Below are 21,647 nucleotides of genomic sequence, written 5' to 3'. Positions count from 1 at the left end.
GCGGTGTGGGACCAAAAATGACATTTAAAGGACGTACCGTATTGGCGTTTGTCCTGTTGTCCATGTTTGCAAGCAGCATTATGACGCTGACGATCGTACATCCGTCGATTTTCGCCGCCGTCGGCTTGGAGGGCTCGGCATCCGCCGACGTGAAATCGGGGCTGACCAACAAGGACTACAAAAAATTGGCAACGACGTATCAATTGATCGAAGGCAAGTTTTTGAACGAGGTCGATCACGACAAGATTGTGAACGGCGCGATTAACGGGATGCTGTCCACGCTCGAAGATCCGTTTACGGTGTATATGGATCAGAAGGAGGCGCAGCAGTTCGACGAGAACATTTCATCGTCGTTCCAAGGCATCGGTGCGGAGGTGACCTCCGAAGACGGCAAAGTGACCATCGTCGCTCCGATCAAAGGATCGCCAGCCGAGAAGGCCGGACTTCACGCGCACGACATCATCGTCTCGATCAATGGCGAGAAGCTGGAAGGGCTATCGCTCAACCAGGCGATTATGAAGATCCGCGGTCCCAAGGGGACGCAAGCCAAGATCGAAGTGCTGCGGGCCGGGGCACCGGAGCCGATCCAGGTCATTGTCGTCCGGGACGACATCGATGTCGAGACCGTCTACAGCGAGATGCTGCCGGGACAGATCGGCAAGATCGAAATCCGGCAGTTCGCCAGCAATACCTCCAAACGGTTCAAGGAAGAGCTGAAGGTGTTGGAGGACCAAGGAATGAAGGGACTCATCATCGACGTGCGCAACGATCCGGGCGGTCTGCTTAGCGCGGTCGTGGAAATTGTCGAGCCGTTCATACCGAAAGGCAAGGGAATCGTTCAGATCGAGGATCGCAAAGGCAAGCGCGAGGAGACGACGTCGCAGGGAACCGGCAAGCCGTACCCCGTGTCGGTGTTGATTAATAAGGGGAGCGCGAGCGCTTCGGAGATATTGGCCGGCGCGCTGCACGACTCCGCAGGCAGCCAGCTGATCGGGGAGAACACATTCGGCAAAGGCACGGTTCAGGTGACATTCCAGAAAGAAATGGGCGACGGCAGCAACATCAAGATGACCGTTTACAAGTGGCTCACGCCGAACGGCACATGGATTCACAAGAAAGGAATCACACCGACGATGCCTGTTGAGCAGCCGGCCTACTTCAAAGTGGCGCCTCTGAGCAAAAAGGCGACGCTTAAGCCGGATATGAACAACGAGGACGTCAAAAATCTGCAGATTATGCTGCAGGGCCTGGGGCTCGGTCCGGACCGGCAGGACGGATACTACAGCGAGAAAACCGCGCTGGCCGTCAAGGCGTTCCAGCGGCTGAACGGTCTGCCGATCACCGGCGAGGTGGATACCGAGACGGCGAACAAGCTGGAGAAGGCGATCTTGGCCGAGATCCGCGACCCGAAGAATGACCTGCAGCTCAAGGCGGCTGTCGAGTATATGCAAGGTGCCGTTAAGAAGTAACGGCTTCCGGGTTTTAGGGAAATTCAGGCGACGGCAGGAAAACGAAGCCTCCGCGTCGAAATAACAACCTCTATCGGGGCCGCCCGACTTAACGGCCTCGACAGAGGTTTTCTTTTTTTATTTATAAACTTCGAAGTCTGATGAATAACGTGCGGAGCAGCCGAGAGCGTTCTGTAGAAACGAAGTGATCGCCTTTGTTTCCGGACTTCAACCTATAGAAGGTATAGAGAATCCAGAAGTCCGGGAACAACAGCGATCGGAAGAACGCGTTGACTGCACGGCAGCTTGTTATTCGCCGGACTTCAAAAAGGAGCCGGGCATGGACTTTGGTTTGGAACTGGCGCACCGGGGACTCCGGGCGCTGTTGCAGCTGTTGACGCATCCTTTTTACTATGTAGGCATTCTATTCATCGTGCTGCAGTACCGCCGGCAGATTACGTTCGAACGGAAGCTGTTTGCGACCAAGCTGCATTCGCTGCTGTCGGAAACATGGCGTACCGTGCTGTGGGGCTGGGTGGGCGGTCTTGCCGCTTCCGTTCTTATGGCGGGAATCGGGGCGTCCGTGCAGCCGGAGGCGGTTGTTCTGCTGTGGCTTGTTTCCCTGCTGCTCATTTTCGCGCGGGTGCGCTTTTTGTGCTGGGCTTATGCCGTCGGTGTCATCGGCTTGGTGCAAGCGGTCTTGCGGGCATTTCCGGGGTTATACGACGGGGAGGCTGCGGCTTCCTGGGCTTGGATGACGGGACCGCTGCTGTCGTTGAATATGCCGTCCATGCTTGCGCTTGTGGCGGTTTTACATCTGGCGGAAGCGCTGTTCGTGCGTTTTCAAGGCACGCGGCTCGGCACGCCGATGTTCTACGAGAGCAAGAGGGGCAAAATTGTGGGCGGATATCAGCTGCAAGGCTACTGGCCGATGACCTTATTTCTTCTGGTGCCGATGGCCGGAGGCACGGCACTGCCTTGGACCCCGCTGCTTGGCGGCGATATGTGGCAGCACGGCTGGACGATCGTCGGCTTTCCCGTGATGATCGGCTTTACCGAGATGACGATGTCGCGGCTGCCCCAGGAGAAGGTGAAGCTCAGCTCGAACCTGCTGCTGCTCTATGCAGGCGCCTTGCTGCTGTTTGCAGCCGTTGCCGCCTGGTGGCCGCCGTTTATGGCCGTGGCATCCGTGCTGTCCATCCTGATGCACGAAGCGATGATCGTTTACAGCCGGTGGGATGAAGCAAGGCGGAGTCCGTTGTATGTACACGGGAGTCGCGGGCTGAAAATTTTGGGCATTCTGCCCGGCAGTCCGGCGGATGAGCTTGGGCTTGCCGTCGGCGAGATCGTTTACAAAGTCAACGGGATCCCGGTCCGTACGAAGCAGGAGCTGCACCAGGCAATGCAGCAGAACTCGGCGTTCTGCAAACTGGAAATTTTGAATTTGGCGGGCGAAAGCAAATTTTTGAAGCGCGCGATTTTTTCGGGAGAGCACCATCAGCTTGGCATCGTGCTTGCGCCCGATCAAGAGGCGCTCCATTATGCAGAGGTAAGGCAGCGGCCGATCTGGGCGTACTTCAGCCGCAAGCCGGTCGGCTTGCTCAGCAATCGTTCGGACTCCAAATCGGTGTAAGCACAAAACAAGCCGCTGCGTGAACATGCTTCACGCCAGCGGCTTGTTTCAGATAAGCGGGAAGTGCGGTAAATAAGCAATAGTACGGCTTTAATTGCCGGAGGGTTGATGAGCGGACGCGGGCTTCTCCCGCAGCACGACAATTTCGACCCGGCGGTTTTTGGCGCGGTTCTCTGCGCTGTTGTTTTCCGCCACAGGTCTCGTATCCGCATAGGCCGTCGAAACGAGCTTTTTCGGATCGAGTTGGGTTTCGTAGAGGAAATACCGCAGCACCGAAAGGGAACGGGCCTGCGACAACCCCCAATTGTCTTTGTAGAAAGAACCTGTAGCGAGCGGCAGGTCATCCGTGTGCCCTTCGATGCTGACCGTTGCGTCGAGCGTCGGGAACAAGCTCGCCAGCTTGGTTAAGACCGGAATCGCGGGCGGCTTCAGATCCGCTTTGCCGAGATCGAACAGGAACAGATCGTTCAGCGTGACAGCTACCCCTCGCGGCGTATTGGCTGCGGACACCTGGGATTGCAAATTGTTTTCTTCGATATAGACCTGCACTTTTTGGAGCAGATCTTCGAGCTGGCGTTCTTTTTTCTCCCGCTCTTCCCGTTCTTTCATTTCCTTGAGCTGCTGCTCGGTTTTCGTGCTGTCATCTCCGCCCTTCGCCGGGTTGGCGGAACCGGTGATGCCCATGCCCTTCGGCATAATCGTATCGGCCTTCATGAATTCGAACTTCAGCGCTTGAGCCAGCACCTCATATTTTTGCACGTCCACCTTGCTCATCGCATACATGATGACAAAAAAGATGAGCAGCAGCGTAATCAGGTCCGCATAGGTAACCATCCATCGCTCGTGGTTTTCGGGGGCTTCCTGCTTTTTATTCTTCCTCGCCACCGGCCTCACCTGCGCCTTCGACTTTTTTATGTTCCTGATGGAGGAACGAATTCAGTTTCTTTTTGATGAGCTGCGGATTTTCCCCGGCTTGAAGCGCGAGGATGCCTTCCAGCATCAATTCCATCTCGGAGATTTGCTCTTTGCTGCGGATTTTGATTTTGCTTGCGATCGGCAGGTAAAGAACGTTGGCGGACGATACGCCGTACAGCGTTGCGGTAAACGCGACGGCAATGGCCGGCCCCAGACTTCCCGGATCGGACAAGTTACCAAGCACGTGAATAAGGCCCATAACGGTACCGATGATCCCCATGGTCGGAGCAAAGGCTCCTGCCGCGTCGAACATTTTGGCGTAGCCTTCGTGATGGTGCTCGATCGCATCCATCTCCAGCTCGAGAATTTGCCGGGTCAGCTCCGGATCGGTTCCGTCGACAACCATCATGAGGCCGTCCCGCAGGAACGGGTTGCTGTGCTCTTGCGCGCGCTGTTCCAAGGCAAGCACGCCTTCGCGTCTGGCGATCGTCGCCATATCGACCAGCTCGTCGATAATCGCGGCGTGGTCGCGCTTCGGTTCCTTGAAAGCCATTCCCAATGCTTTGCCGATTTGCTTAAGCTGGGACATCGGGAAGCTGATCATAACGGCTCCGATCGTACCGCCGAAAATAATGAGCATGGCACTGGGAACCACCAGCGCGGAAAGGTGGCCGCCGTCCATCAAATAGCCGCCTACCAGACCGCCAAGGCCTACGATAATACCTATTAATGTAGTCAAGTCCACTGTCGTTCCACCCCTAGATTTCTAAAATTGATGTAGTGCTGCATCCTTTTTCTTTGTCCTGCGCAAGCGTCTTTGGAAAAATAGGAAATGGGATTCGTTTGCAACAGAAAGAGAAAAAGGGTATAATATATGGGAACAAATATTCCTATCACAGGAAATCGTCGAACGGAGTCGAACGCGCGTCAACCGACGCTTAGTTATTTATCGGAATATGGTAGATAAAAGTTTAGAAGGAAAACAAAGTCTTTTTAATGAACGGGTGATCAGATGAGCAAAATGAACGAAGTCGTCTACAGCGACAGGAAATTCCAGCTCGTGGCGGACTTTCAGCCGCAAGGGGACCAGCCGGCCGCAATCGAGCAGCTGGTGAACGGCGTGCGGGAAGGGAAAAGACATCAGACGCTGCTTGGCGCAACGGGAACGGGGAAGACGTTTACGGCGGCCCATGTGATCGCCCAGTTGAACCGGCCGACGCTGCTGATTGCGCACAACAAGACGCTGGCCGCGCAGCTGTGCAGCGAGCTGCAGGAGTTTTTCCCGAACAACGCCGTTTCCTATTTCGTCAGCTATTACGATTATTACCAGCCGGAGGCGTATATTCCGTCGTCGGATACGTATATTGAGAAGGATTCCAGCATTAACGAAGAAATCGACAAGCTCCGGCACTCGGCGACCAGCTCGCTCTTCGAGCGGCGTGACGTCATCATCGTGGCGAGCGTATCGTGCATCTACGGCCTCGGTTCTCCGATGGAGTACCGGGATCTCGTGCTGTCGCTGCGGGTAGGTATGGAGCGTTCCCGCAACGAGATTTTGCATCGGCTTATCGATATTCAGTACCAGCGCAACGATATGAACTTCGTGCGGGGCACGTTCCGCGTGCGCGGCGACGTTATCGAGATTTTTCCGGCTTCACGCGGCGAGCAAGCGGTCCGCGTGGAGCTGTTTGGCGATGAAATCGAGCGGATCACGGAGATTAACGTGCTCACCGGCGAGATTATCGGCGAACGCGATCATATCGCCATCTTCCCGGCTTCCCACTTCGTGACGCACGAGGAGACGATGAAGCGGGCGCTCGTGAACATTGAGCGGGAGCTGGAAGAACGACTTGAGCAGCTGCGCGCAGAGGGCAAGCTGCTTGAGGCGCAGCGGCTGGAGCAGCGGACGCGCTACGACATCGAGATGATGCAGGAGATGGGCTTCTGCTCCGGCATCGAGAACTATTCCGGACCGCTGACGTTCCGCGAGCGCGGGGCGACGCCGTACACGCTGTTCGATTATTTTCCGGACGACATGCTCGTGATCGTGGACGAGTCGCACGTGACGCTGCCGCAGATCCGGGCGATGTACAACGGCGACCGGGCGCGGAAGGAAGTGCTCGTCGAGCACGGCTTCCGGCTGCCTTCGGCCCTGGATAACCGGCCGCTCCGGTTTGAGGAGTTCGAAGAGAAGGTGAAGCAGATCATCTACGTTTCGGCGACGCCGGGACCGTACGAGCTGGAGCATTGCCCCGAGATGGTGCAGCAGATTATTCGTCCGACCGGACTGGTCGACCCGGTGATCGAAGTGCGCCCGACCAAAGGTCAGATCGACGATCTGCTGGAAGAAATTCAAGACCGGATCAAGAAAGACGAACGGGTGCTTGTCACAACGCTGACGAAGAAAATGGCCGAGGATTTGACCGATTACTTCAAGGAAATCGGCATCAAGGTGCGGTATTTGCACTCGGACATCAAGACGCTCGAGCGGATGCAGATTTTGCGCGAATTGCGGCTCGGCACGTTCCACGTTCTCGTCGGCATCAACCTGCTGCGGGAAGGGCTGGACTTGCCCGAGGTATCGCTTGTCGCGATTCTCGACGCCGACAAGGAAGGCTTCCTCCGTGCGGAGCGTTCCTTGATCCAGACGATCGGGCGGGCGGCGCGCAACGCCAACGGACATGTGATCATGTACGGGGACAAGGTGACCGATTCGATGGAGAAGGCGATTCAGGAAACGAACCGCCGCCGGACAATTCAGCTCGCTTATAATGAGAAACACGGCATTACGCCGCAAACGATACAGAAGAAAGTGCGCGATGTGATCGAAGCCACCAAGGTGGCCGAACAGAAGGCCGACTATTTGTCGGAAGTGAAGCAGGCGAAGATGTCCAAGAAAGACCGCATTTCGCTAATCGAACGGTTGGAGCAGGAAATGAAGGAAGCAGCCAAAAACCTGCAGTTTGAGCGTGCCGCGGAGCTCCGCGATGCCGTGCTCGAATTGAAGGCCGAGCTGTAGTCAAGGGAGGCTTTCGAAACGTGGCCAGAGACAACATTGTAATTAAAGGCGCCAGGGCGCACAACCTGAAAAATATCGACGTCGTCATTCCGCGGGATAAATTTGTCGTCCTGACCGGCCTGAGCGGCTCCGGCAAATCGTCCTTGGCGTTCGATACGATCTATGCCGAAGGGCAAAGAAGATATGTCGAGTCGCTGTCCGCCTACGCGCGGCAGTTTCTCGGCCAGATGGACAAACCGGATGTCGACTCGATCGAGGGATTGTCTCCGGCCATCTCCATCGACCAGAAGACGACGAGCCGCAACCCGCGTTCCACCGTGGGTACGGTAACGGAAATTTACGACTATCTGCGTCTACTATTTGCCAGGATCGGGCGTCCGCACTGTCCGGAGCATAAAATCGAGATTACCTCGCAAACCGTCGAGCAGATGGTTGACCGGATCATGGAATATCCGGAGCGTACCAAGCTGCAAATTTTGGCGCCGATCGTCTCGGGACGCAAGGGCGAGCATTCGAAGCTGCTGGCGGATATCCAGAAGCAGGGCTTCGTCCGCGTACGCGTCAACGGCGAGCTTCGCGAGCTGTCCGAAACGATCGAGCTGGAGAAAAACAAAAAGCACACGATCGAGGTGGTCGTGGACCGGATCGTCGTGAAGGACGATGTCCAGACACGTCTGGCCGACTCGCTGGAAACGGCCTTGAAACTGGCCGAGGGGCGCGTCATCGTAGACGTGATCGATCAGGAAGAGCTCCTGTTCAGCCAAAATCTGGCCTGCCCCGAGTGCGGCTTCAGTATCGAAGAGCTGGCGCCGCGGATGTTTTCGTTCAACAGTCCGTTCGGCGCTTGTCCCGAGTGTGACGGCTTAGGTCAAAAGATGATCGTGGACCCGGACCTGCTCGTTCCGAATTCGAAGCTTTCCATCGAAGAGGGGGCGTTCGAGGCATGGGCCGGCAGCACGTCGAACTACTATCCGCAGTTCCTTTCGGCGGTGTGCGAGCACTACGGCATTCCGAAAAATGCGCCTGTCAGCGAGCTGACGAAAGAGCAGATGCAGAAGCTGTTGTACGGGACCGGCGGGGAGAAGGTGCGGTTCCGGTACGAGAACGATTTCGGCCATAAGAAGGAAGCAATGGTTGCCTTTGAAGGCATCGTGAACAATCTGGAGCGCCGTTACCGGGAGACGTTCTCCGACGGCATCCGTGAGCATATCGAAACGTACATGAGCGCCAAGCCTTGCGGCAAGTGCAAGGGCGCCCGCCTGAAGCCGGAAACGCTGGCGGTAACCGTAGCGGATAAAAATATCGCGCATGTCACCTCGCTGTCCATCGGGGAAGCGCAGCAATGGTTCGACTCGCTGAAGCTGACTGACCGCGAGACGCAGATTGCGCATCTGATCCTGAAGGAAATCAAGGAGCGTCTGGGCTTCCTCGTCAATGTCGGGCTCGACTACTTGACGATGCACCGCGCGGCGGGCACGCTCTCCGGCGGCGAGGCGCAGCGTATTCGTCTGGCGACACAGATCGGGTCGAGCCTGATGGGCGTGCTGTACATCTTGGACGAGCCAAGCATCGGCCTGCATCAGCGGGATAACGACCGGTTGATCCAGACGTTGGAGCATATGCGGGATCTGGGCAATACGCTGATTGTGGTCGAGCACGACGAAGATACGATGCTGGCGGCCGACTACATCATCGACATCGGGCCGGGAGCGGGCATTCATGGCGGCAAGGTGATCGCCCAAGGCACGCCTGAGGAGATTATGAAGGACGAGGAATCGCTGACCGGGCAATATCTCAGCGGCCGCAAGTTTATTCCCGTTCCTGCCGAGCGGCGGAAGCCGAATGGGAAGTGGCTGGAAATCCGCGGGGCGAAAGAAAACAACCTGCGCGGCGTCAATGTGAAATTTCCGCTGGGGGTATTCGGCTGTGTGACCGGCGTATCCGGCTCCGGCAAGAGTACGCTGATTAACGAAATTTTGTACAAAACGTTGGCGAAAGAGCTGAACGGCGCCAAGGTTCGCCCGGGCGAATACAAGGAGTTCAAGGGACTGGAGCATGTCGACAAAGTGATCGACATCGATCAATCGCCGATCGGCAGGACGCCCCGTTCGAACCCGGCTACGTATACCGGCGTATTTGACGATATCCGTGACGTCTTCTCTGCGACGAACGAAGCGAAAGTGCGCGGCTACAAAAAGGGCCGGTTCAGCTTTAACGTGAAGGGCGGACGCTGTGAGGCATGCAAGGGCGACGGCATCATCAAGATCGAGATGCACTTCCTGCCGGACGTTTACGTGCCGTGTGAGGTATGTAAAGGCAAACGGTACAACCGCGAAACGTTGGAAGTGAAATATAAAGGCAAGAACATTTCCGAAGTGTTGGAAATGACAATCGAGGATGCGTGCGAGTTTTTCAAAAACATTCCGCGCATTCACCGTAAAATGCAGACCTTGTTGGACGTCGGGCTCGGGTACATGAACCTGGGACAGCCGGCGACGACACTCTCCGGAGGAGAGGCGCAGCGCGTGAAGCTCGCAGCCGAGCTCTATCGGCGCAGCACGGGCAAGACGATCTACATTCTGGACGAGCCGACGACCGGATTGCATATTCATGATATCGACCGGCTGCTTAAGGTGCTGCACCGCTTGGTCGAGAACGGCGATTCCGTCCTCGTCATCGAGCACAATCTCGATGTGATCAAGACAGCCGATTACATCATCGATCTCGGACCGGAAGGCGGCAACCGGGGCGGTACGATCGTCGCTTCCGGTACGCCGGAGGAAGTGGTCAAGGTAAGCGGCTCGTACACAGGCAAATACCTGAAACCGATCTTGGAACGCGACAAAGTGCGCTCCGAAGATTACTATAAGCGGCTTAAAGAAATGGAAGATGCGGCCGTTTAACTTCGATGGCCCATAGGAATAGAGAAAACGCTGCTCCAAGCCGGGAACCCGCTTGAGAGCGGCGTTTTTACGAGCGCGGCGGACGAACGGATCGAGCTGCTTCGCGGGGGGCGGTTTCGCCAACAAGCCGCCGCCGACTTCATACGTGGGAAGTCGGGCACTTCCTCTTCGCGGATCATTTTCGTTGCGGGGGGAAGGCCAGACACTGAATTTCCGTGTGGCCGGAGTTATAAATATTAGAAGAAATGGACATTTTATATTTGCGCGGGAGATTGCAGAAATCACGGACGGTTCGGAGGCCATGGGTCTTGGCTCCTCCCTGATGTTGCACAATTCCGGTAAATCGTTTACAGCGTTCCATTTGATAACGATTTATTAGAAATAGGCGGAATGCGAGCTATAGATGAAAAGGCTCTCATATAAGCCTTTCACGTCTTGAGTGAAGTGCCTCACAAAGGGGGCAACGGCCAAAAAGTCAAGCCCTGCCGCTTCCCGGTGAAAATGTTGACAAACTTGTTACACTTGGATAAATCGCTTGCACTTCCAAGCTAGTCAAGATAAGATAGGATTAAGTATTTTCGCATATTGAAGGAGGTCCCTCCATGTTTTTGGCTGAAGAAGCGGCACAAGCCACGAGCACCTTTTCCGGGTTCGATATATTCGTGATCTTGTTCACGATCATTATTGCTATCGGCATCATCCGGTTGCTCGGCGCTAAAAAGAAAAATCCGTTCGCCATTGGCTTCGGTCTCGTTAGCTTGGCCGTATTCGTAACCCTGGACGTCATTATGGTTATGGGCTGGATGGGCAAGCTGTAAGCTGCCGCTGCTTGCAGAGGTGCGAATAAGATCATACATGCACGGACAAGGACAGGTCTCCTCTTAGGGACGCTGTCCTTTTGACGTTTCGAGAGGATATTCCTGAAAATAAAAAAGAGCGCTACCTCAGGCAGAGGGGCGCTCCATTGGATTAAACCCACCACATTTCGCCAAGCGGCTCTTTGATGAGAATTTGCTGCAGGTTTTGCACCGCTTTCGTAAAGCCTTCGTCCACCGACATCAAGCCGTCTTCATGCTCGATGCTGACGACATAGTCGTATCCGACCAAGCGAAGTGCGCTGATAATGTCCGCCCATGTCTTGAGATCGTGCCCGTAGCCGACGGTACGGAACTGCCAAGCGCGGTCCAGCATGTTCGCGTAGGACTGCATATCCGTGACGCCGTAACGGTTAACGTTGATCGGATCGATCGACGTATCTTTGGCATGGAAGTGGTGAATGGCGCCTGCGCGGCCGAGAATGTTCACCGCTTGCACCGGATCGATGCCCTGCCACCACATATGGCTCGGGTCCAGGTTAGCGCCGATGACGTCGCCAGCCGCTTCGCGCAGACGCAGGAGCGTAGCCGGAGTATGGACGGAGAAGCCGCCGTGAAGCTCGAGGCCGAATTTCACACCGCGGTCGGAAGCATATTTGCCGGTTTCCGTCCAGTAAGGAATCACTTTGTTGGCCCACTGCCAGTCGAGAATTTCTTGGAAATCGGGCGGCCAAGGAGCGACCGGCCAGTTCGGATATTTCGCGTTATCGGAATCGCCCGGGCAGCCGGAGAACGCATTGACGACAGGCACCTCGAGCTTCTGGGCAAGGTCGACCGTTTTGAGCAGCGCTTCGTGATCGGCTTGAGCAAGCGCTTTTTGCGGATGGAGCGGGTTGCCATGGCAGCTGAGCGCGCTGATCGTCAGTCCGCGGGATTCGATCGCTTGCTTGAACGCTTTCAGTTTGCCGTTATCGCTAAGCAGCACGTCCGGGTCGCAGTGCGCTTTGCCCGGGTAGCCACCGGTGCCGATTTCAACGGCATCGAGTCCTTTGGAAGCAATGTAGTCAAGTGCTTCTTCGAAAGGTTTTTGCTGGAATAATACCGTAAACACGCCTAATTTCATGGGACACCTCCGAAAATAATCGAAATGAACGCGCGTACAATAGAACGCTCATCCAAATTATATCATTAATTGCCGACAACTCAAAGTAAGAGTTTCGGACATTGGGAGCCCGGGAGGATGCCCCTGTCCACTCCGGCGGTTTTTCGACAAAAACGCTCGACAACGTTCCCGTTTCTTTTCCTTTTGATTGGTTTACAATGGAAATAATTCTCTTCGGACTGGAGGGGAGAAGGGGCAACTTTTTCAAGAAAGGGCGGATCGTACGATGAGCAAAGACACCCAAATTGTTGAAACCGTGTCAGGCACTTGGCTGCGTTTCCCAAACGGCTTTAAAAAGTTTCACTGCTTGGTGGAGCTGCCCGATCAGCTCTCGCTCAATATCAATACGAAATCGGGCTGCGTGCATGTACATAAGAAGGACAGCGATGATGTGTTTCAATATGTGGGGGAATTGTATATAACGGCAAACGGCAACCAGCTGCAATGCGCGGTTCAAGCTGCCCCGGCCAAAGAAGTCGTGGAGACGCCCACGAAGCAATCCGATGCCAGTTAAGTTATTTTCGCGAGATCGCGTAAAAAAACAAGCAGCGCCCGCAAAGGGACGCTGCTTTCATTATGCTCAGAACGGCCAGTTCAGGAGACCGCGGTAAATGTGGAGGACCGTTTCGCTTTTGCCGCTGTAAACGATGACTGCCGCTGTCACAAGCAGCTGGGTCAACGCGCAGCGGGCGTAGAAGTACGTCCGCGATACTTTTTTCTTGTTAACCGTCGTCTTCCCGAGCAGATTTTCCAGCGCGATCAGCACGCCGTGGTAGACACCCCATAGCAGGTAAAGCCAGCTAAAGCCGTGCCATAGCCCGATCAGCACCATAATAAGGATGGACAGGCCGGCTGCGGTCCATTTGGTCGGCGTTTGACGCGAGAAAAAGATAAAAATGTGATCGCGGAACCAGTCGCCGAGCGTAGCGTGCCAATTGCGCCAGTACTGCGTCAGCGTCGGCGACTGGAACGGCTTCTTGAAGTTTTCCGGTATGTTGTAGCCCATCAGCCGTCCGAAGCCGATCGCAATATCGGAGTAGCCGGAGAAATCGAAGTAGATCAAGGCATAAAACCAGACCATCAAAAATAACGACTGATGCGTATAAAGCTCCTGCCCCGATAAGTGGTCGAACACGTCGGTCATCCATGTGACCAGCACGATCTTCTTGAACAGACCGAGAATGATGCGTTTGATGCTGCTTTCCGTCTGTGCGGCATCCACCCGATACGGCTGCTTCGTATCCGCCATGAAATCGCGGAACTTGAGAATCGGGCCGGACGTGAACGTCGGGATGAACAAAATATAGTTGAAGTAGTCGACAACCTTTGCACGGGCGTCTTTGCCGAAGAAGTAGGCGAAATATAGCGCGTCGATCACCTTGAGCACGTTGTAGATCAAGCCGAGCACCATCGCAACGTCAAACAGCGGATGAGTAAATACCTCCATCCCGAACAGCCGCAGTGAGCAGACAGCCGCCACATTGGCCGCGATCAGCAGAATGAACCAACCCTTGCGAAAGCGTGACGTGTGGCTGAGAAATAAAAAGGCCAAGTAGTTCAGCGCCGTGTAGGCCAGGTAAAAAGCAAGCAGCTTTTGACTGAACAGCAGCAAAAAGCATAGGTTGAACGCGAGCAGCAGCAGCCGCTTGTTATCCGCCCACCGCCGGGTTAGGGCAAGCACGAGCACCATGCCGGCCATGGCCATAACCGCGTTCATATTTAAATACCACATCGAAGATTCCTCCAACATATGCATCCGCCGTACGGGTCGGAAACCGGCCCGGAGCGGGACGGAAGGACCGATCGGGGTTCGCACCGATCAAGACAAGATCAGAACCCTTCGTAGATGAACAATCCTTTGCCGGTAAAGTAGATCAGCACCATGACGAGCATGGCGAGATAAACGATCACTTCGACGATTTTGCGAGCGAAGCGAGCCATGCGTCCACCTCCTTCGTAAACACGGGAGCGCCTTCCTGACGGCTCAGATGAACGAGATCGTGAAAATATTTCGGATCGTATGCCGTCAGCAGATCGAGCATCGGCACGCCGGCCGCCTGCAGTCGGCGGTTGACTTCTTCCTGCAAAGCAGGCATGTAGCCCGGCAGCTTGTAGCCGCGGTTCCAAGGCATCCAGACGACGCGCAGCGGCAAGCCTTGCTGCTTGCTGTAAGCGATGATGAAGTCCAATGCGTCCAGATTGTTCTTGAAATCCCGGTTGGTCATCCAGCCGAACCGCTCCTCGTACTCGTCCCACTTTTTGCGGAGATCCTCATCGGATTTTCGGCCGAAATAAAGCTCCTTGTCGATCCAGCGCGGCTGGTAGGCCAGCGGATCGGACGCGCTCAGCTTCAGCGTCTCCGGGAAGCGGGCGCATGTTTTGAATTGGGCGGCGTCCTGCCTCAGAAGCCCTTGGTACAAGCCGCAGGCAATTTCCGTCCCCGTATCGCGGAAATAGTCGCGGTACGCGTAGACATAAGGCTGGTACCAAGGCTTGAACCACTGGTAGGTCGGGTCCGTTTCCAGACTGTCGATCATCGTATGAACGTCGATGCCGACGACAAGCTGTCCCTCCACCTGGAAGCGCTGCTGCTCCAAAATCGCTTTCAGATCGGTCAGCTTGCCGTAGGAAAGCCCGAGCTCCACCAGCTTGGCCGACGAATCCGCCTCGATATACGCTCCCGTCACCGCGGAGTTGCCGTAAAAGGCCGGCCCCCGATTCTGCCCATCGTGATGGAAGAGCGTCTTCGTAAAATCGTTCTTATAAAAACGCCGCGACGTCACCATCGGGTCCCACCAGGAGATGAGCACGTCCGACAGCACGAAAGCGGCCAACAGCAGCAGCACGAAGCTGTTTTTGCGAAGAAAAGCGATCATAACGGGAAAACCCACACTTTCTAATGAAGGCGATCATTAGTTATCAATCACAGAATCACGGGTTACGGTGCTAGAGCGATTTTTGCTGCCACGCGTGGTACTGCTCGCGGAACGCTGCAGGCCAGTTCGCTTCGTCCAAGCCGTATTGCGCGAGGAAGGCGAACGCCCAGCGTTCGATGCCGAACCCGACACAGCCGGTAACGGCGTTGCGCTTGCCCATTTTAATATTGAAAGCATTGCCGAATGTGTTGCTGTGGAAATTGACGGAGCTGCAGGCGATCGACTTTTTGATGTTCGGAATCGTCAGCCGGAGCTCGTACTTCATTTCTTGGTTCCGCTGGAACGATGCTTTGACTTGGAAGTCATTTGTGAAAAACGGATCGTTCGCGATTTCCAGGACGCTGTCCACATTCCATTCGACGGCCAGCTCCTTCAAATATTCGATGGCGCGCAGCCGGTTCTCCTTCACATAATCCGGTTTGCCGACGAAGATAATCTCCCGCATGCTGAAATCGAGCAGGCGTCCGAAGTCCGTATGATTGCGCGATTCGAAGCGGTGGCATTTGGAGATGGCCGTCACGGTCACGCCGTCGCCTTCGAGCGTCTCGTTCTGCAGCCCCTCATAGCAGTGGTAGCAGGTGGAAGGGTTCATCGTAAATTTCGGCTTCGCCAGGTTGGCGTTCAGATCGAGCGGCTGCTCCTGCTTCCAGCCACCGGCGTCACGGATCGATTGGGAGAACGCTTCGATAATGTCGAGGTCCTCGCGCAGGTGCGACAGGAAGTGAATATGCTCCGGAAACGAGGTAAAGTGATTGGTTTTGTTCAGCGTATCACAATGAATGACGGCCGGATACTGCTCCTCTGTAATTCCTGCAAAACGGTTCGCGATTTTCGTGACGAAGCTGTAGTCGAGAAAACGCATCAGGCTGGAGAACGGCTCGCGGAAAATAAACAGGCCCGGCTCCAGCACTTTGATGATTTTGCGCTCGACAAGCTCGGCGATGATATCGGCTTCGTAAGGAGTATCGGCCTTATGCTCGAACAGGATGTTTTCCTTGAAGCCGAAATCTCCTTGCGAGAAACGGTCGATCAGCTTGCGCACCCGCTCTTCGATGGCGGCGTTGCCTTTCGGGGAGTCGTGAACGATATGAATGTGTCCGGATTCAAGCCGGATGTCGCGGATCGTTTCGTCAATAAACGCCGCGGCGTATTTGAGCTGTCCGTGCTGGCTGGAGGCGAGCCCCTCCAAAGATACGACGCATTCCATGGGCTTACCTCTCTTTCTTGTTGTGGATGAACGTCGCGATTTCGCGGACGGTATTGAGCGGGTACAGCATTAAGTCCTGATTCGTCACTTGGATGCCGTACGTTTTCTCGATATGCGCGATCAGCGCCGTAGCTCCGATGGAATCAATGTATCCATAATCGAACAGGTGTACGTCTACGGAAAAATCGTCGTCATCGTCTTCGATTTCGTAACGGCTCTTGATGTGTGCCTCAAGCTGTTCCAGCAATTCCTGCATGGGGTAAGCCTCCTCGGATAAAGTAAGATCAAGCGATATGCGCCGGCCTTGCAACGAGTGCCGGCATACAAGCGGAACGGCCGATTGCGGGACCAGGAGGCCTGCCGCACCGGCCGTCCGCATGAAGAATGAATGCAAGCTAACGGGCCGGGGCCGTTTTGGCAACGGTTAGCGTCACCGGATCGCCGTAATGCGTGACCGTATAAGTCTTTTTCGCTTCGTCCCGGTCGACGGTCAGACCCGATCCTTCGATGGTCAGCGGCTCGGCGCTGTAAATCTGCACCTGCTGCATGCCGGGCGCGTTCAGCTTCAGCGTCCAGCGGTCCGCGGATTTTTGCAGCTCGTACGGCACGTTCGAGCGCGTCAGATGCGGCTCGCTGCCGAGCGCCTCCGCCCGTTCAGGCGAGGCGAACCGGATGGCGGCTGTCTGCGGTACGCCCAGGTACAGCTTGCCGCCGCGCGTATCGCGCACCTCGGCATCGGTGACCGCTTGCTTGGCCGCGTAAGGCTGACCACGGTCTACGACAAGGCCGAGCGTGCCGAGGTATTCGGCGGCCTGCGCAGGAACATCGGCGGTGATCGCCTTGACGCGGAAGCCGGGCTCGACGGTCATGCCGAGCATTTTCTTGACGCGGTCCGTGACGACCTCGTGCCATGGCCGGTACAGCTCGACGCGGGTCGTCATCGCATTCAGGAACGAGCGCGCCATTTGGGGCTCGGTCATAAAGTTGTAGCTATAGTCGTTCCGAAGCTTGTCCAAATACCGGACAAATTCCAGCAGCTCCGGCACTCGGGTCGGGAAATGGTACTCGATGTGCTCGAAATAATCGATCGGGAGGTCGAACGCCGCGTACGCTTCGAAAATATCTTTCGTCGAATAATGCGTGTCCGTGCGCAGCACCGGCGCCGGGGTATTCAGCATCATCGGCTTGTTTAAGTCGGGCTCTCCCGCCGCATCGGTCATGAGAAACGGCAGACCCCAGTTATATTCGACCCCGAGACGCGGATCGGCTTTGATATGCGACGGCTTGAAGCCGAAGTTGAACCAAATACCGGATTCCCGCTCGTTGCGCAGCGTCTGGCTGCGGTCCGGGTTGTTGATCCGCCACGTATGCTGGTTCGTGCCGGTCATGCCCCACGGGATGCCGAGCTTCTCGAACGCTTCTTGATGCAGCGCGATTTCCTGCTTCTCCTGCGCGTCGCTCGTAAAGTTATGGACAAAAATGTGCGGGTACAGTTCCAGACGGTTGTCTTTCGTGTACCGGATAAATTCGTTCAACTGGTCCGCATACGGGAACTTCGGATCGTCGACGGTCGACGGGATGCCGAATTCGAGCTGCCCGACGATCAGATCGTCCTTGCCGTCCCCGTTCAGGTCGTACCAGAGCGGGACCGCGTTATGCCCGCCGACGAGCGCATGGTTGCCGAGCTGGTTGACGGTCGCCGCTTCGATGACGCCTTTGTCGACCCAGGTGGCACGCTCGCTGCCCGAGTCCTCCTGGATGAAAACGCGCAGGTCGCCTTCGCCGGTGCCGACGACGAGATCGGCTTTGCCGTCCCCGTTCATGTCGCGGACGGATGGCGCCGCAAACCGCGCAGACAGCGTGAACAGCGCTTCGCCCGCGTGCCAGGCCACCGCGCCGTTCGCTCCGCGCGTGCCGCGGTACAGCGTCACCTGCCCGCCGGCATCCCCGATCACGAGATCGGGGACGCCGTCTCCGGTGACGTCGCCCACGGCCGGCGCGATCGGCGCCGCGCCGCGGATCAGCTTCCCGTCCGCCAGCAGCGGGACGGGCGCCTTGAACGCGCCGCCGGCTTCGCCATAGGCGACCGCGAGCGTGCCGTCCGGCTGGCCGATCAGCAGATCCGGCCGGCCGTCGCCGTTCAGATCAACCGCCGCCACGCTGGCGTACGATCCGACCTTCAGCGGCTCCCCGCTTGGGAGCCGCAAGGGCTCGCGCCGCGCGAACGCCGCCGGCGCCTTCAGTCCCGCCGGGAGCTGCTGCCCGGCGTAGGCTCCTTCCGTTTCACCGGCGTTCCGGTAAACGTATAATCCGCCGTCGGCCGACCCGACGATCAGGTCGGGCCGGCCGTCGCCGGCAAGGTCGGCCAACGCGGGGTACGCGCGGTAGGGCAGCGTAATCGGATCGCCGAGCGAGCGGTAATCCGGATAATTGGCCAGCCGGATCGACTGTCCGTCGGCCGACAGGCGCGTGCCGCTCGAATAGAACGAATTCGGCGTCTCGCCGGCGAAAGCGGGTGTGTCGTTCGTTCCGGTATTCAAGTGGACGACGACCGATTCCTGCCAACGCCCCCATGTGAACGACGAGCGGACCAGCGAGAATGACGGGATCTGCTTGTACTTCTTGAGCAGCTCCGCCCACTGGATGCCTTCGCCGTCGCGGATCGCTTCCAGCGCTTCAAAATGGTTCTGGTACGCCATCGCCGGCCGGCCGTAAGGCCCGTACGACTTTTTGACGCTGTAGCCAAGCTTCGTCTTGGAGACGAAGGCGGCGTATTCGCTGCGCAGCAGGGCGTTCCCGGCTGCGAACGTGAAATGAAAATAGGGTGCGAGCGGCAGCTGGCTGCGGTCGAAATACAGCGCGTCCGGAGTCGGCTTCTTGGCCGCATTCGTGTCCGCCGCGAGCTTCTCGAAGCCGAGCTTCGGGTCCATGCCGCTGCTTAGATCGTAGCCCGTCACAAAATACCGGTTCGGCAGCAGCGTGCCGCTAAAAAAAACCGTGCCTTCCCCGTACCGGTTCAACGTATAAAGCGAGATGCCGTTCATGGAAGCGAGCGTCTGCGCCGTGGAAGGGACAAGTCCTTTCCCCCAGTAGAACCGGCTCAAGCTGCCCTCGGTGTCGTGCCGGAAGAAGCTGTCCGCGAACGACCGCAGCAGCTGCTGGACGCTTTGCAGGTCGGCATCGACATCGGGATAAGACCAAAGGGACGGACTTCCGCCTCCGGCTCCGAGCGCGCTGCGGGCCGGCGCAGGGACGTCGACGACCTGTCCCCCTCCGAGAAAGCCGGGGTCAAAATCGTCCGCAAACGGGTTTTCAAGAAATAAATGCCCGCCTTCCCGGACGTAAGCTTGAAGAAGCTCGCGCTGGGCGTCTGTCATGCTCCCGTGCAGCAACGGGTCCAAATAAACCGAATCGTAAGACCGGAGCTCGCGTGCGCTCAGGCGGCTCAGCTCCTGCCGCTCCAGCTCCAGACCGACGACCGGCGACTGACGCAGCTGTGCGTAGGCGGTCGAATCGGAAGCGCCGCTTGCGGTAGCGTAGAGCAGGCGCACCTTCAGCTCCTTGTTCGCTGTCAGCAGGAAGACGAGAACGACGGCCGCAATTGCAACAATCGCAATCGCCGCCGCCTTGCGATAAGCTCGTTGTCGATTCAAAAAAATCTCCTCATTGCTCGTTAGGCTAGATTCCCTTGCCATTATAGCACGGATGGCGGGCTTTGTTAACTTTTGCGCGGTCCGGCCGGGGCCTCCGCGCCCCCGTAAATCGACCCATCCAATAGCGCCGAGAATGGAAAATTGGATGGGTAGAAAAGCGGCTGATTGGGGGGTTACGCCGTATTCGTTCTCATGTAAAGTAAGAGTAGGACGCATACTTTTCGAGAAGATTATCCTTTATTATAGAAGAAAGGACGGAAGCTCCTGATGAACGAATGGATGCTGTATCTGCTTATTTTCGTTATCGTTCTGTTCGCGCTGATTGCTACCATTGTGGTGGGCGTATCGGCCAAAAATAAAGAAGGCAACCCGACCTACGACCAGCGGACGGGAAAAAATCTGCTGCGGCTGACATGGATTTATGCCGTCGTTCTCTTCGGCGGCTATCTGGTTTTCGCGTTATACATGTACTATATGTAATCCAGACTGCGGCAGAAGAAAGGGACCGACCATGTGGAAACCGGACCGCTTGGGCCACGTGCCCATGTACCGACAAATCGCCGATTATTTCGAACGGCGCATCGTTCTCGGGGAGCTGCCGCCGGGCTCGATCCTGCCGCCGGAGCGCAAGCTGGCCGGGCAGTGGCAGCTCAACCGCAGCACGATTATCCAAGCCTACGAAGAGCTGCGTTCCCGGGGGTTGATCGACCGCAGGAAAGGGAGCGGGACCCGGGTCAGCCTGCAAAAGTGGGAGGAATCGCCGAAGCCTGCCGTCGATTGGCAGGCCTACGCCGAGCAAAGTCCCCCGCCGGGCTCTCCCCTGCTTCGCAAAGTCCGGGAGGAAGCCCGGAAAGGCGCGGAGGTCGTTGATCTGGCCGGCAGCGAGCTGTCGGAGGACCTGATTCCGATGGAGGCGTTCCGGCAGCTGATGCGCGAGCAGCCGCTCACGGAGCCGCTGGGGTATACGGACCCGCAAGGGTTTTACCCGCTTCGGGAAGCGCTCGCCGTTTACTTGCGCACCTACCGCCAGGTGGATGCGACCGCTTCGTCCATCTTCGTCACGTCGGGCATTCAGCAGGCGCTGTATCTTATTGCTCGCTGTCTGCTGCGTCCGGGGGATGCGGTGGGCATCGAGGTTCCGTCGTATCATTACTCGTCCCATGTCCTGCCAAGCGCCGGGCTGCGGACGGTCGCGCTGCCCGCGGATGAGGCGGGAATCCGGCCCGACGAGCTGGCGGCAGCGATCCGCAAGGACAAGCTGCGCATGCTGATTTTGAATCCCGCGTTTCAAAATCCGACGGGCCGCACCCTTCGTTCGGACCGCCGAAAACGGCTGCTTGAAATCGCAGCAGAGCTGGGCATTCCGATTGTGGAAGACGATCCGTACGGCTTGGCCGCATTTCGGGACGAGCCTCCGGTACCGCTGAAAGCGATGGATACGAGAGGCGTCGTGCTGTATGTCGGCTCGCTGTCCAAAATGGCGGCGCCAGGTCTGAGAACCGGGTGGCTGGTCGGCCCAGACACCGTCATTCGTCAGCTGTCGTCAGCCAGACAGCAGATGGATATGGGACCGAGCGTTCTCCCGGAATGGCTGTCCGCGCGTTTTTTGGCTTCCGACTTTTTTCACAGGCACCTGCTTCGGGTCCGGCGCGCGCTGAAGCTGAAGAGCGAGCTGCTGATGAAGGAGCTGGATGCGCATCTGCAAGGGGAAATGACGTTTGAGCGGCCGGACGGCGGACTTTACTTGTGGGGAAAGCTTGCAGGGGGAGTTTCGGCGGCGAGGCTGCTTGACGAGGGAATCAAACGCGGCGTGCTGTTCGTGCCGGGAAGCGTGTTCGGGCCGGACAGCGGCCATGTGCGGTTAACGTTCGCGCGTCCTTCCAAGAAGGACATCGCTGTCGGGGCGGCGCGCTTCGCCGAGGCCTTCCGGGCGGCTTCCAAGCGGTGACACTCCTA

16 protein-coding genes are annotated in these 21,647 nt (G+C 56.9%); 8 read left to right on the top strand and 8 right to left on the bottom strand.

Annotated features, from left to right (window positions below; all coding sequences use genetic code 11):
- Positions 1-17 precede the first annotated feature (17 nt).
- Positions 18-1,469 (top strand): S41 family peptidase, encoded by a 1,452-nt coding sequence (locus tag PEH01S_RS10710; RefSeq protein ID WP_127485342.1) that lies wholly within the window; start codon positions 18-20, stop codon positions 1,467-1,469.
- A gap of 319 nt (positions 1,470-1,788) precedes the next feature.
- On the top strand, positions 1,789-3,081 hold the full coding sequence (locus PEH01S_RS10705; RefSeq protein ID WP_127485340.1) for a PDZ domain-containing protein: 1,293 nt from the start codon (positions 1,789-1,791) through the stop codon (positions 3,079-3,081).
- Between the two features lie 90 nt (positions 3,082-3,171).
- On the opposite strand, the gene PEH01S_RS10700 is transcribed toward PEH01S_RS10705, so the two are convergent.
- Together PEH01S_RS10700 and PEH01S_RS10695 are read right to left on the bottom strand one after the other, a co-directional pair.
- Complete coding sequence (locus tag PEH01S_RS10700) at positions 3,172-3,966, bottom strand: flagellar motor protein MotB (protein WP_025847810.1); 795 nt, start codon at positions 3,964-3,966, stop codon at positions 3,172-3,174.
- The gene (locus tag PEH01S_RS10695; RefSeq protein ID WP_025847812.1) at positions 3,950-4,741 is read right to left on the bottom strand and encodes a flagellar motor protein; all 792 of its coding nucleotides are present in this window, start codon (positions 4,739-4,741) and stop codon (positions 3,950-3,952) included. The genes PEH01S_RS10700 and PEH01S_RS10695 overlap by 17 nt, the downstream gene beginning before the upstream one ends.
- A gap of 276 nt (positions 4,742-5,017) precedes the next feature.
- On the opposite strand from PEH01S_RS10695, the gene uvrB reads away from it, so the two are divergent.
- The 3 genes from uvrB (at position 5,018) to PEH01S_RS10680 (ending at position 10,736) form a co-directional block, all read left to right on the top strand.
- Positions 5,018-7,015 (top strand): excinuclease ABC subunit UvrB, encoded by a 1,998-nt coding sequence (uvrB, locus tag PEH01S_RS10690; protein WP_025847814.1) that lies wholly within the window; start codon positions 5,018-5,020, stop codon positions 7,013-7,015.
- A gap of 20 nt (positions 7,016-7,035) precedes the next feature.
- The gene (uvrA, locus tag PEH01S_RS10685; protein WP_127485338.1) at positions 7,036-9,918 is read left to right on the top strand and encodes an excinuclease ABC subunit UvrA; all 2,883 of its coding nucleotides are present in this window, start codon (positions 7,036-7,038) and stop codon (positions 9,916-9,918) included.
- A gap of 602 nt (positions 9,919-10,520) precedes the next feature.
- Positions 10,521-10,736, top strand: coding sequence for a hypothetical protein (locus tag PEH01S_RS10680; protein ID WP_025847818.1), 216 nt, complete (start codon positions 10,521-10,523; stop codon positions 10,734-10,736).
- 151 nt (positions 10,737-10,887) lie between these two features.
- Here the strand turns inward: PEH01S_RS10680 and PEH01S_RS10675 are convergent, their stop codons facing one another.
- A complete protein-coding gene (locus tag PEH01S_RS10675) occupies positions 10,888-11,856 on the bottom strand; it encodes a sugar phosphate isomerase/epimerase family protein (protein ID WP_127485336.1) in 969 nt (322 codons plus the stop codon).
- 265 nt (positions 11,857-12,121) lie between these two features.
- On the opposite strand from PEH01S_RS10675, the gene PEH01S_RS10670 reads away from it, so the two are divergent.
- A complete protein-coding gene (locus PEH01S_RS10670) occupies positions 12,122-12,409 on the top strand; it encodes a hypothetical protein (protein WP_127485334.1) in 288 nt (95 codons plus the stop codon).
- Between the two features lie 66 nt (positions 12,410-12,475).
- Here PEH01S_RS10670 and PEH01S_RS10665 read toward each other — a convergent pair whose 3' ends face one another.
- The 5 genes from PEH01S_RS10665 to PEH01S_RS10645 all read right to left on the bottom strand — a co-directional run bounded on the left by PEH01S_RS10665 (position 12,476) and on the right by PEH01S_RS10645 (position 19,691).
- Positions 12,476-13,627 (bottom strand): MBOAT family O-acyltransferase, encoded by a 1,152-nt coding sequence (locus PEH01S_RS10665; protein WP_127485332.1) that lies wholly within the window; start codon positions 13,625-13,627, stop codon positions 12,476-12,478.
- 175 nt (positions 13,628-13,802) lie between these two features.
- Positions 13,803-14,771, bottom strand: a complete 969-nt coding sequence (locus tag PEH01S_RS10660; RefSeq protein WP_127485330.1) for a hypothetical protein — start codon at positions 14,769-14,771, stop codon at positions 13,803-13,805.
- A gap of 70 nt (positions 14,772-14,841) precedes the next feature.
- Entirely contained in the window at positions 14,842-16,038 is a 1,197-nt protein-coding gene (locus PEH01S_RS10655; protein ID WP_127485328.1) for a class-II aminoacyl-tRNA synthetase family protein, read from the bottom strand.
- A 4-nt stretch (positions 16,039-16,042) separates the two neighbouring features.
- A complete protein-coding gene (locus PEH01S_RS10650) occupies positions 16,043-16,294 on the bottom strand; it encodes an acyl carrier protein (RefSeq protein WP_025847831.1) in 252 nt (83 codons plus the stop codon).
- Between the two features lie 139 nt (positions 16,295-16,433).
- Entirely contained in the window at positions 16,434-19,691 is a 3,258-nt protein-coding gene (locus tag PEH01S_RS10645; protein WP_127485326.1) for an FG-GAP repeat domain-containing protein, read from the bottom strand.
- A 267-nt stretch (positions 19,692-19,958) separates the two neighbouring features.
- Here PEH01S_RS10645 and PEH01S_RS10640 point away from each other — a divergent pair, with 267 nt between their 5' ends.
- Positions 19,959-20,171 carry a hypothetical protein gene (locus PEH01S_RS10640; protein WP_025847835.1) on the top strand — a complete coding sequence of 71 codons (213 nt, stop codon included), beginning with the start codon at positions 19,959-19,961 and terminating at the stop codon, positions 20,169-20,171.
- Positions 20,172-20,202: 31 nt separating this feature from the next.
- Positions 20,203-21,639 carry a MocR-like pyridoxine biosynthesis transcription factor PdxR gene (pdxR, locus tag PEH01S_RS10635; protein ID WP_127485324.1) on the top strand — a complete coding sequence of 479 codons (1,437 nt, stop codon included), beginning with the start codon at positions 20,203-20,205 and terminating at the stop codon, positions 21,637-21,639.
- Positions 21,640-21,647 lie beyond the last annotated feature (8 nt).

The organism is Paenibacillus ehimensis NBRC 15659 (assembly GCF_004000785.1).
In the GTDB taxonomy this organism is placed as follows: domain Bacteria; phylum Bacillota; class Bacilli; order Paenibacillales; family NBRC-103111; genus Paenibacillus_G; species Paenibacillus_G ehimensis.
This window is presented reverse-complemented; position numbering and strand designations above follow the sequence as displayed.